Origin of the sequence: Pseudomonas sp. zfem003 (genome assembly GCF_032621675.1) — a bacterium.
Taxonomy (GTDB): Bacteria; Pseudomonadota; Gammaproteobacteria; order Pseudomonadales; family Pseudomonadaceae; genus Metapseudomonas; species Metapseudomonas otitidis.
On record NZ_JAVYJG010000012.1, the window covers coordinates 118,387 to 130,220 of the forward strand.

Consider the following 11,834-nt stretch of genomic DNA (forward strand, 5'->3'; position numbering starts at 1 on the left):
CCTGCCCCTCTTCAGCCTTGGCAGGGCCAGAAGGCACGGATGCCCGCCACGCCCTGGGCGCCCGCTTTCCATGCCCGCTCACGGTCATCGGGACCGACGCCGCCGAGCAGGTACACCGGCTTGTTGAAGCGGCGGATCATCGATTGCGCGGCCTCCCAGCCCAGGGGCTGCGCATCCGGGTGGGTCTGGGTGGGCTGTACGGGCGACAGGGTGACGAAGTCCACCCCCATCCGGGTCGCCAGCTCCAGTTCCTCTTCGCTGTGGCAGGACGCGGCCAGCCAGCGCGCTTCGGGGAACGGGCGCCCCTTGGCGGCGTACTTGCGCAGTTGCTCGGCGGTCAGGTGCCAACCCGCCGCCGGGAAGTCACCGAGCCACTCCAGCGGCCCCTTGAGCATCAACTGGGCCTTGCGCGCGCAGAGCCCCTGGATGTCCACCGCCAGGTCGCGGTACTGCGGGTCGAACATGTTCGGCGCACGCAGCTGGATGAGCTGAACGCCCTCGGCGACTGCGCGCCGCACGCCTGCCAGCAACTCTGCCGGCTCCAGACCATCCGGGGTGATCAGGTAGCGGTCCGGCAGCCGTGCGGCAGCGATGATCGGCTGGTTGGCGGCGGGAAAGGCGTAGTCGGGCAGGTCGCGGGACTCCACCCAGGCCAGGGGCTGGCCTTCGGCGCCATGAGGCTCGCCGGAGAAGGCGGTGACCTCCCAGACATCCAGCAGCACCTGCTTGTCCGGGTAGTCGTGGTGGATCTGGATCAGCGGGCGGGCGGCTTCGACACGGATGCCCAGCTCTTCCTCCAGCTCACGTGCCAGGGCGGCCTCCACGGCCTCCCCGTCTTCGACCTTACCGCCGGGGAACTCCCACAGGCCGCCCTGGTGCTTCTCCTCCGGGCGCTTGGCAATCAGCACCCGGCCATCGGCACCACGGATCACGGCTGCCGCTACGTGTACTCGCTTCATTCACTGCTCTCCGCTTCCTCCAGGGCCGCCTGATACCAACGCTGGAAGGCAGGCCACTGGTAGAGGGTTTCGACATAGGCGGCGGCCTCGTCCGGCAGCGCCACCGCATAACTGCGCAACCGGCTCGCCACCGGTGCGAAAAAGGCGTCCGCCAGGCTCGGCTGGCCGAACAGGTAGGGCCCGCCCTGGCCGAAGCGGCGACGGCACTCTGCCCACAGCGCCACGACCCGCTGGATGTCCGCCTCCACCTCCGCCGGCACCGTGTCCAGGGCCTGGCGACGCGCCATGTCCATCGGCATGTGGCTGCGCAGGGCCATGAAGCCGCTGTGCATCTCGGCGCATACCGAACGGGCAAGGGCTCGCGCGGCTACATCGAGGGGCCAGAGGCCCGCCTCGGGGAAACGCTCGGCGAGGTATTCGCCGATGGACAGGGAGTCCCAGATGGCGCCATCGGCCTCGGTCAGCAGGACCGGCACCTTGCCCGTGGGGGAGTGGGTCAGCAGACGCTGGCGGCTGTCGGGCTGGAAGAGGGGGATGAGGGTCTCGTCATAGGCGGCGCCGGTCAGCTCGATGGCGAGCCAGGCGCGAAGGGACCACGACGAATAGTTCTTGTTGCCGATCACCAGGTTCAGGGGCATGACGTTCTCCTCAGGGGCTGCTCCAGGGGCCGAACACGCACCCTAGAGGGGCCGCCGAGGCCTGGCAATTCCCATCGCTCATGGGGGCATGAGCGATGGGAATGCCGGGCTGTCAGGTACGGTATTCAGCGTTGATCTTCACGTACTCGTGAGACAGGTCGGTGGTCCAGATGGTCTCGTTGCAGTTGCCACGGCCCAGCTCGATGCGGATACCGATTTCCTCGCGGGCCATCACCTCGGCGCCCTGGGCTTCGGTGTAGGTCGACGCGCGGCCGCCTTTGCTGGCGATGCAGACGTCACCGAGGAACACGTCGATCTTGCTCACGTCCAGGTTCGGCACGCCGGCGCGGCCGACCGCAGCGAGGATGCGGCCCCAGTTGGGGTCGGAGGCGAACAGGGCGGTCTTGATCAGCGGGGAGTGGGCCACGGCGTAGGCCACGTCCAGGCACTCCTGGTGGGTGCCACCGCCGTTGACCTGCACGGTGACGAACTTGGTGGCGCCTTCGCCGTCGCGGACGATGGCCTGGGCCACTTCCATGCACACTTCGAACACCGCCTGCTTCAGGGCGGCGAACAGCTCGCCGGAAGCCTGGGTGATCTCCGGCAGCGCGGCGCGGCCGGTGGCGACCAGCATGCAGCAGTCGTTGGTGGAGGTGTCGCCGTCGATGGTGATGCGGTTGAAGGACTTGTTGGCGGCATCGCGCAGCAGGTCCTGCAGGACGCCCTGGGCAACCTTCGCGTCGGTGGCGATGTAGCCGAGCATGGTGGCCATGTTGGGCTTGATCATCCCGGCGCCCTTGCTGATGCCGGTGACGGTGACGGTGACGCCGTCGTGCACGAACTGGCGGCTGGCGCCCTTGGGCAGGGTGTCGGTGGTCATGATGCCGGTGGCAGCCGCCGCCCAGTTGTTCTCGGAGAGATCCGCCAGGGCATCGCCCAGCACGGCTTCGATCTTCTCGACCGGCAGCGGCTCGCCGATCACGCCGGTGGAGAACGGCAGCACGGCGCTTTCATCCACGCCGGCCAGTTCGGCGAGGCGGGCGCAGGTACGCGCTGCAGCAGCCAGGCCGGGCTCACCGGTGCCGGCGTTGGCGTTGCCGGTGTTGGTGAGCAGGTAGCGCACCGGGCCGAGAACGCGCTTGCGAGCCAGGATCACCGGCGCGGCGCAGAAAGCATTGAGGGTGAACACACCAGCGACAGTGGAGCCTTCCGCGCATCGCATCACCACCACATCCTTTCGCCCGGGTCGCTTGATGCCGGCAGAGGCGATGCCGAGTTCGAAACCGGGAACCGGGTGGAGGGTGGGCAGAGGGCCGAGACCAACAGCCATGGAAGCGCTCCTTGTCGTGAGGTGGACAGGCGGCGGGGTGCCGCTGTTCAGGGGGTCAGTGTGAAAACGCCGCGAGCGGCTCAAGCCGGTCGCGGCGCTGTCGTCATGCCGGGCAGGTCAGCTGATCTGGCCGTGGCAGTGCTTGTACTTCTTGCCGGAACCGCAAGGGCAGGGCTCGTTGCGGCCGATCTTGGGCTCGGCGCGAACCGGAGCCACGGCGGCAGCGGTGGCGACATCGCCCTCCTCCATCGCTTCTTCGGGCTCGTCGAGGCCCGGAGCTTCGGCGTGCTGGAACTGCATGCGCTTGGCCAGTTCCTCGGCCTCGCGGCGCAGGCGGGCTTCTTCCTCGACCGGGTCTTCGCGGCGGACCTGAACGTGGGAGAGGACGCGGATGGTGTCGCGGCGGATGGAGTCCATCAGCTCCTGGAACAGGGCAAAGGACTCGCGCTTGTATTCCTGCTTCGGGTTCTTCTGGGCATAGCCGCGCAGGTGGATGCCGTGGCGCAGGTGATCCATGGTGGACAGGTGGTCCTTCCACAGGTCGTCCAGCACGCGCAACAGCATCTGCTTCTCGAAGGAACGCAGGGCTTCGGCACCGGCCAGCTCTTCCTTCTCGTTGTAGGCGGCCACCAGTTGCTCGAGGATCTTCTCGCGCAGGGTGTCTTCGAACAGCTTGTCGTCTTCGTCGAGCCACTGCTGGACCGGCAGCTTGATGCCGAAGTCGCTGTAGAGCGCCGCTTCCAGACCGGCCACGTCCCACTGCTCCGGCAGCGATTGCGGCGGGATGTGGGCGTCGATGGTGCGGCCCAGCACGTCCTGGCGGAACTCGGCGATGGTGTCGCCGATGTCCTCGGCCGCCAGCAGGCTGTTGCGCATGTGGTAGATCACCTTGCGCTGCTCGTTGGCCACGTCGTCGTATTCGAGCAGTTGCTTGCGGATGTCGAAGTTGCGGCCTTCGACCTTGCGCTGCGCCTTCTCGATGGCGTTGGTCACCATGCGGTGTTCGATGGCCTCGCCCTGTTGCATGCCCAGCGCCTTCATGAAGTTCTTCACCCGGTCGGAGGCGAAGATGCGCATCAGGTTGTCTTCCAGAGACAGGTAGAAGCGGCTGGAACCCGGGTCACCCTGACGACCGGCACGGCCACGCAGCTGGTTGTCGATACGGCGGGATTCGTGGCGCTCGGAGGCGATCACGTGGAGGCCGCCGGCCTCGATCACTTGCTGGTGGCGCTTCTGCCACTCGGCCTTGATCTGGGCGACCTGCTCTTCGGTGGGGTTCTCCAGGGCGGCGACTTCGACCTCCCAGTTACCGCCCAGCAGGATGTCGGTACCACGACCGGCCATGTTGGTGGCGATGGTGACGGCGCCGGGGCGGCCGGCCTGGGCGATGATCTCGGCCTCACGCTCGTGGTACTTGGCGTTCAGCACCTTGTGCTCAATGCCAGCCTTGGTCAGCAGTTGCGAGACGTACTCGGAGCTGTCGATGGAGGCGGTACCCACCAGGATCGGCCGGCCGGTGGCCTGGCATTCCTTGATATCGGTGATGATGGCGGCGTACTTCTCTTCCTGGGTCAGGTAGACCAGGTCGTTGAAGTCCTTACGGGCGATCGGGCGGTGGGTGGGGATGACCACCACTTCGAGGCCGTAGATGCTGTGGAACTCGAACGCCTCGGTGTCGGCCGTACCGGTCATGCCGGCCAGCTTGTTGTAGAGGCGGAAGTAGTTCTGGAAGGTGGTGGAGGCCAGGGTCTGGCTCTCGGCCTGGATCTGCAGGTTTTCCTTCGCCTCGATGGCCTGGTGCAGGCCCTCGGACAGGCGACGGCCGGGCATGGTACGGCCGGTGTGCTCGTCGATCAGCAGGATCTGGCCGTCCTGGACGATGTACTCGACGTTGCGGTGGAACAGGGTGTGGGCGCGCAGGCCGGCATAGACGTGGGTCAGCAGGCCCAGGTTGTGCGCGGAGTAGAGGCTCTCGCCCTCGGCCAGCAGGCCGGCCTGGGTGAGCAGTTCCTCGATGTACTGGTGGCCCTGTTCGTTGAGTTCGACCTGGCGGGTCTTCTCGTCGACGGTGTAGTGGCCTTCCTGGACGACGTTGCCTTCTTCGGGCTCGACGTGCTTCTTCAGGCGCGGGATCAGGGTGTTGATCTGCTGGTACAGGCGGGAGCTGTCCTCGGCCTGGCCGGAGATGATCAGCGGGGTACGCGCTTCGTCGATGAGGATGGAGTCCACTTCGTCGATCACGGCGAAGTTAAGTTCGCGCTGGAACTTGTCTTCCAGGCTGAACGCCATGTTGTCGCGCAGGTAATCGAAGCCGAATTCGTTGTTGGTGCCGTAGGTGATGTCGGCGGCGTAGGCGGCGCGCTTCTCTTCCGGCGGCTGGAAGGGCATCACGATGCCGACGGTGAGGCCGAGGAATTCATACAGCGGACGCATCCAGTTGGCGTCGCGGCGGGCGAGGTAGTCGTTCACCGTCACCACGTGCACGCCCTTGCAGGACATGGCGTTGAGGTAGACCGGCAGGGTGCCCACCAGGGTCTTGCCCTCGCCGGTGCGCATCTCGGCAATCTTGCCTTCGTGGAGGGTCATGCCGCCGATGAGCTGGACGTCGAAGTGGCGCATGCCCATCACACGCTTGCCCGCTTCACGAACGACAGCAAATGCTTCGGGAAGGATCTGGTCCAGGGTTTCGCCCTTGGCCACCCGGGCCTTGAACTCTTCGGTCTTGGCTCTGAGCTGCTCATCGCTCAGCGCGACCATCTGCTCTTCCAGGGCGTTGATTGCCTGGACAGCCTTGGTCATGCGCTTCACTTCGCGCTCGTTCTTGCTTCCAAAGAGTTTCTTCAACAAAGGCGCAAACATATCGAAAGGATCTTCCACATATATGGATGGGGGGCGCTCCCGAAGTCGCCCTTGCAGCCTTCATGGCTGCATGCGAAGGGGGCATTCTACTCGGATTCGTTCTGGAGAAAAGCGGCGTTATTCCGCGCCGGTGGAACGCGCTATATAGAGGGTCGGATTGACGACTTCGCCATCCCGGGTGACCTCGAAATGCACGTGTGCGCCGGTGGATCGGCCACTGCTGCCGACTTTGGCGATGGCCTGTCCACGCTGCACCAGATCCCCCACCTCGACGAGGTTGCGCTGGTTGTGCGCGTAGAGGGTCCGGTACCCGTCGGCATGGCTGATCTCGACCAGGTTGCCGTAGCCGCTCTTGCGGCCTGACCAGGTCACCACACCGGCGCCGACTGCCAGCACATCGCTGCCGGCCTTGGCGGCGAAGTCGACACCCTTGTGGTGGCTGAGCCGACCCGTCAGCGGGTCGCTGCGTACACCGAATGGGGAGGACACGTAGCCCTGGCGGACCGGGCGGCCAGCCGGGCTGGTGGCGTCGTTGAGGCGGCGCTCACCCAGCAGCTGCTCAAGCACCTCCAACTGCTGCTCGCGGCTGTGCAGGCGCTCACCGAGCTGGTCGAGGACCTCCATGAACGGCGGCGGCTGGTAGGCCGGTGCGTCGAGCGCATCCTCCGGCCCGCCCTGTCCGACACCCAGGGAAAAGTCGAATTCGCTGGCATCCAGTTCGGCCAGCTCGGCGACACGCTCGCCCAGGGCATCGAGCCGTGTGAGGCGGGCCTGGAGTTCGGCGATATGGGCGGCGAAGGCATCCAGCTGTCGCTGGGCATCCTCGCGGGCATGGGTCATCTCGCTGCGCTGGGCATCGAGCGCATCGGCCAGGCGAGGATCAGCGGATACCGACTCGCTCGCGTTCATCCACGAGCCCAGGGCAACGCCGGTGCCGAGCACCAGCCCGAGACTCAGCAGGCCACCCAACAGCAGCCAGCGAACGTCCAGGCTGAGCGACCGCGCCGCACCGCGGTCGCGGCTCAGAAAAATGATGTGCATGACTTCCCCATGTGATCCGGCGGGTCGCTGGTGCAGCCTTCTGCTACCATGCCCGCTCTGTATTCTTCAGGCGTCCTGCCATGTCTTTTCGTCCCTTGCCGGCCCGCTCCCCCGTCGCCTTGCTGAAGGAGGAGAAGCCCCTGAGGGCGCTGTTCGACCAGGCCCAGCGCATCGACCATCTGCAACGCGTTCTGGAAGGCCAACTGCAGCCGGCGGCCCGCGAGCACTGCCGGGTGGCATCGTGGCGGGACGGCTGCCTGCTGCTGATCATCAGCGACGGTCACTGGGCGACTCGCCTGCGTTATCAGCAGCGGCGCCTGCAACGTCAGCTGCAGGCACTCGAAGAGTTCGCGAACTTAACGAAAATCATCTTCAAGGTGCAACCTTCCAGAAGCGCTGGGCGCAACCCCTCTCAGGGCGCTGCGTTGTCCGCCTACGCGGCGGAAAGCCTGCAATCCACGGCCGAAGGCATCAGCGACCCGCGACTGCGTGCCGCACTCGAACGCCTGGCCTCCAGAGCTCGTCCGACGGACTGACCCTTTCCTACCCAGGCGACAATAATCCGGAAAAAAAGAGGCCACCCATCGGGTGGCCTCGAAAGAAAGGAAAGGTATTGTTGCTTACACGGCCGCTACCGGGCGCATGTAGGAGATCGGTGCGGTACTGGCATCCTCGAAGGTCACCACTTCCCAGGCATCCTTGTCGGCGATCAATGCGCGCAGCAGGCGGTTGTTGAGCGCATGGCCCGACTTGTAGCCACGGAACTCGCCGATCAGGCTGTTGCCGAGCAGGTACAGGTCGCCGATGGCGTCGAGGATCTTGTGCTTGACGAACTCGTCCTCGTAACGGAGGCCGTCTTCGTTCAGCACGCTGTCCTCGTCCACCACGATGGCGTTGTCGACGCTGCCGCCGAGTGCCAGGTTGTGGGACCGCAGGAACTCCAGGTCGCGCACGAAACCGAAGGTACGCGCACGGCTGACTTCCTTGACGAAGGTGGTGCTGGAGAAGTCCACCGACGCTTTCTGGGTGCGACCGTTGACCACAGGGTGGTCGAAGTCGATCTCGAAAGTGACCTTGAAGCCATCGAAGGGAACGAAGGTGGCGCGCTTGTCGCCATCCTGCACACTCACTTCACGCTTGATACGGATGAAACGCTTGGGTGCGTCCTGCTCTTCCAGGCCAGCGGACTGGATCAGGAAGACGAACGGACCGGCGCTGCCATCCATGATCGGCACTTCGGCGGCGGACAGTTCGACGTAGGCGTTGTCGATACCCAGGCCGGCCATGGCCGAGAGCAGGTGTTCAACCGTGCCGACCTTGACATCGCCGTTGAAAAGATTGGTGGACATGGTCGTCTCGCCAACATTTTCGGCATAGGCGGCAATCTGGACCATCGGGTCCAGGTCGGTACGGCAGAACACGATGCCGGTGTCCACGGGAGCGGGCTTGAGGGTCAGGTAGACCTTTTCCCCGGAGTGCAGCCCGACACCTGTGGCACGGATGACGTTCTTGAGAGTGCGTTGTTTGATCATGGCTGTGGCCGCTTTCGCGCTAGTTGCGAACTGTTTTCAACAATGGCCGGGGATAATAGCAGAACCGGCCTTTGCTGAACACCAATCACAGACATAGCGCTGATTGACTCCATCAATCGGCCTGACGGCGCAGGAACGCGGGGATATCCAGGTAATCCAGGTCATCCTGCGGGTTCAGCTTCGCCGCGGCTGCGGTGTTGCCATGGGACTGGTTGCGCATCACGGTCGGACGGTCCAGGTCGCGGTAGTTGACCGACGGTTGCTCGGCACGCTGGGGAGCAGCCGGGGCAGCCACGGCTGCAGCGGCCTGGACGGTGTTGTCCACAACCTTGACCGGCTTCTCCAGGCGCGCGCCCAGGCCAGTGGCAACCACAGTGACGTGCAGTTCGTCGCGCATGTCCGGATCGATCACGGTGCCCACCTTGACGGTGGCGTTCTCGGAAGCGAACTGCTCGATGATGCTGCCCACGTCGGAGTACTCACCCAGGGACAGGTCCGGACCGGCGGTGATGTTGACCAGGATGCCGCGGGCGCCCTGCAGGTTGACATCATCCAGCAGCGGGTTACGGATGGCCGCCTCGGTGGCCTCGCGAGCGCGATTCGGACCGCTGGCGCAGCCGGTGCCCATCATCGCCATGCCCATTTCGCTCATGACGGTCTTCACGTCGGCGAAGTCGACGTTGATCATGCCCGGACGCTTGATGATGTCGGAGATGCCACGTACGGCGCCGGCCAGCACGTCGTCCGCCTTGGAGAAGGCCGACAGCAGGCTCGCATCCTTGCCCAGGATGGTCAGCAGCTTCTCGTTGGGGATGGTGATCAGCGAGTCGACGTTCTCGGCCAGCGCGCGGATGCCTTCATCGGCGATCTGCATGCGCTTGCGACCTTCGAACGGGAACGGGCGGGTGACCACGGCCACGGTCAGGATGCCCAGGTCCTTGGCCACCTCGGCGATGATCGGCGCTGCACCGGTACCGGTACCGCCACCCATGCCGGTGGTGATGAAGACCATGTCGGTGCCCTGCAGGACTTCGGCGATGCGGTCGCGGTCTTCCAGCGCGGCCTGACGACCGACTTCCGGATTGGCACCCGCTCCCAGGCCCTTGGTGACGCCCGGGCCGAGCTGCAGAACGGTGCGCGCACCGATGTTCTTCAGCGCCTGCGCATCGGTGTTGGCGCAGATGAATTCCACGCCTTCGATGTTGGTCTTGGCCATGTGGTTCACGGCGTTGCCACCGCCACCACCGACGCCGATAACCTTGATGACCGCTGTTTGCGGAACGTTATCTACGAGTTCGAACATTTTCCCCTCTCCTTCCTTTCTAGTTGTATCGCCTACTGCAAACTCAGAAATTGCCCTGGATCCAGCGTTTGAAACGTTCCAGGACAGGTGCCTTCGGTTCGTCGCTGAAGCTGTTCCCCACGGAGAGGGACAGGCCATCGGACTGCTTCTGCAGACCGTACATCAGCAAGCCCACGCCCGTGGAGTAGATCGGGTTGCGCACCACGTCGCTCAGCCCCTTGACGCTATGCGGCACGCCCAGGCGCACCGGCATGTGGAAAATCTCTTCGGCCAGCTCGACCGCCCCTTCCATCTTCGCCGTACCGCCGGTCAGCACGATGCCGGCAGGGATCAGGTCCTCGTAGCCGCTGCGGCGCAGCTCGGCCTGGATCAGGGTGAACAGCTCGTCGTAACGCGGCTCGACCACCTCGGCCAAGGCCTGGCGGGACAGCTCGCGCGGAGGACGATCACCCACGCTGGGAACCTTGATTGTCTCGCCGGCACCGGCCAGCTTGGCCAGCGCGCAGGCGTAACGGATCTTGATCTCCTCGGCGTACTGGGTCGGCGTACGCAGGGCCATGGCGATGTCGTTGGTCACTTGGTCGCCGGCGATCGGGATCACCGCCGTATGGCGGATCGCGCCTTCGGTGAAGATCGCGATGTCGGTGGTGCCACCGCCGATGTCCACCAGGCACACGCCCAGTTCCTTCTCGTCGTCGGTCAGCACCGAATAGGCCGACGCCAGTTGCTCGAGGATGATGTCGTCCACTTCGAGGCCGCAGCGACGGACGCACTTCTCGATGTTCTGCGCCGCATTCACCGCACAGGTCACCACGTGCACCTTGGCTTCCAGGCGTACGCCGGACATGCCCAGGGGCTCGCGCACGCCTTCCTGGTTATCGATCACGTAGTCCTGCGCCAAGGTGTGCAGCACCCGCTGGTCGGCGGGGATGGCCACGGCCTGGGCGGCGTCCAGCACGCGCTCGATGTCCGCCGGGCTGACTTCGCGATCACGGATCGCGACGATGCCGTGGGAGTTCAGGCTGCGGATATGGTTGCCCGCCACACCGACGAAGGCGGAGTGGATGCGGCAGCCCGCCATCATCTGGGCTTCCTCGACCGCGCGCTGGATCGATTGCACGGTGGACTCGATGTTCACCACCACGCCTTTCTTCAGCCCGCGGGACGGATGGGTCCCGATGCCCACGATTTCCAGCTGCCCGTCGGCCGCGATCTCGCCCACCAGCGCCACCACCTTGGAGGTGCCGATATCCAGGCCGACGATCATCTTGCCGCTCTGCACGCTTGCCATGTTCCTAACCTTCTCCTCAATTCGCGCGGCTGGCCACAGCCGCCGCGGGGGCCTCGACCGGGGTGCGCCACGCTACCGCCAGCCCGTTGGGGTAACGCAGGTCGACACGCTCGATGTTGGCGATCTGATCTTTCAGCGTCTTGTCGTAGATCGAGATGAACCGACGCATCTTTTCCACAAGGTGATCCCTACCCAGCAGTATCTCCACGCCCTGCCCCGTCGACAGGAACCAGCTCCCACGTTCGCGAAGCTCCAGCCGGGCGATGGAAAAACCCAGCGGGCGAAGCATCTGGCTGAGCATCTGGTATTGCTGCATCACCTGTTCCTGGGCCCGCTGTGGCCCCCACAGCTGCGGCAGTTGTTCGTAATGGGCCAGCTCACGCGGGGTGAACGCCTGGCCCTTGTTGTTCAGCAGTGCCTCATCACCCCAGCGGGCGATGGGCAGTTGCTCGTCGAGCCGGATCATCACCTGGTCCGGCCACACCCGACGAACCTCCGCGTGGGCGATCCAGGGCATCTGCTCCAGCTCGTGACGCATGCCGGCGAGATCGATGCTGAAGAAACTCGCCGCGATATAAGGCGCGATCCGCTGCTGCACCGCCTGCTGGCTGATGTAGCTGAGGTCGCCCTGCACGCTGACCTTGGCAATCGGCCGGTCCGCGTAAGGCAACAGCCGTTGCGCACCCTCGTAGGCACCAAAACCCAGCACCACCAGCATCACCGGCCAGGTCAGCCGACGCAGGAAACCGAAGCTCGGCTTGGGCAGCCGGACGCTCAGCGGTTCCTTGGCCACCAACCGGCTGGCACCCCGCGGCACATCCTTGCGCTGGGGCGCACGGATGGGGCCGGGCTGCGGGTGACGGAGGGAGGCGCCACGCATG

General features: G+C 65.2%; 10 protein-coding genes. 1 reads left to right on the plus strand and 9 read right to left on the minus strand.

Features of this window, described 5'->3' with window-relative positions; genetic code table 11:
- Nucleotides 1-11: 11 nt before the first annotated feature.
- The 5 genes from RTK35_RS26455 to RTK35_RS26475 all read right to left on the minus strand — a co-directional run bounded on the left by RTK35_RS26455 (nt 12) and on the right by RTK35_RS26475 (nt 6,827).
- Nucleotides 12-959: a Nudix family hydrolase gene (locus RTK35_RS26455; RefSeq protein ID WP_074971590.1), complete on the minus strand. Its 948-nt coding sequence runs from the start codon at nt 957-959 to the stop codon at nt 12-14.
- Nucleotides 956-1,597, minus strand: coding sequence for a glutathione S-transferase family protein (locus RTK35_RS26460; RefSeq protein ID WP_316909372.1), 642 nt, complete (start codon nt 1,595-1,597; stop codon nt 956-958). The genes RTK35_RS26455 and RTK35_RS26460 overlap by 4 nt, the downstream gene beginning before the upstream one ends.
- Nucleotides 1,598-1,709: 112 nt before the next feature.
- Complete coding sequence (gene argJ, locus RTK35_RS26465) at nt 1,710-2,927, minus strand: bifunctional glutamate N-acetyltransferase/amino-acid acetyltransferase ArgJ (RefSeq protein WP_160480078.1); 1,218 nt, start codon at nt 2,925-2,927, stop codon at nt 1,710-1,712.
- Between the two features lie 117 nt (nt 2,928-3,044).
- Nucleotides 3,045-5,786 (minus strand): preprotein translocase subunit SecA, encoded by a 2,742-nt coding sequence (gene secA / locus RTK35_RS26470; protein ID WP_316909373.1) that lies wholly within the window; start codon nt 5,784-5,786, stop codon nt 3,045-3,047.
- A gap of 117 nt (nt 5,787-5,903) precedes the next feature.
- Nucleotides 5,904-6,827: a M23 family metallopeptidase gene (locus RTK35_RS26475; RefSeq protein ID WP_316909374.1), complete on the minus strand. Its 924-nt coding sequence runs from the start codon at nt 6,825-6,827 to the stop codon at nt 5,904-5,906.
- Between the two features lie 80 nt (nt 6,828-6,907).
- On the opposite strand from RTK35_RS26475, the gene RTK35_RS26480 reads away from it, so the two are divergent.
- The gene (locus RTK35_RS26480; protein WP_044409535.1) at nt 6,908-7,363 is read left to right on the plus strand and encodes a DciA family protein; all 456 of its coding nucleotides are present in this window, start codon (nt 6,908-6,910) and stop codon (nt 7,361-7,363) included.
- Nucleotides 7,364-7,447: 84 nt separating this feature from the next.
- On the opposite strand, the gene lpxC is transcribed toward RTK35_RS26480, so the two are convergent.
- From lpxC to RTK35_RS26500, 4 genes are all read right to left on the minus strand, one after another.
- Nucleotides 7,448-8,359, minus strand: a complete 912-nt coding sequence (gene lpxC, locus RTK35_RS26485) for a UDP-3-O-acyl-N-acetylglucosamine deacetylase (RefSeq protein ID WP_044409538.1) — start codon at nt 8,357-8,359, stop codon at nt 7,448-7,450.
- A 112-nt stretch (nt 8,360-8,471) separates the two neighbouring features.
- Nucleotides 8,472-9,662, minus strand: coding sequence for a cell division protein FtsZ (ftsZ, locus tag RTK35_RS26490; RefSeq protein WP_044409541.1), 1,191 nt, complete (start codon nt 9,660-9,662; stop codon nt 8,472-8,474).
- A 43-nt stretch (nt 9,663-9,705) separates the two neighbouring features.
- Nucleotides 9,706-10,953, minus strand: coding sequence for a cell division protein FtsA (gene ftsA, locus RTK35_RS26495; protein WP_044409544.1), 1,248 nt, complete (start codon nt 10,951-10,953; stop codon nt 9,706-9,708).
- A 16-nt stretch (nt 10,954-10,969) separates the two neighbouring features.
- Nucleotides 10,970-11,833: a cell division protein FtsQ/DivIB gene (locus RTK35_RS26500; protein WP_044409547.1), complete on the minus strand. Its 864-nt coding sequence runs from the start codon at nt 11,831-11,833 to the stop codon at nt 10,970-10,972.
- Between the last annotated feature and the right edge of the window lies 1 nt (nt 11,834).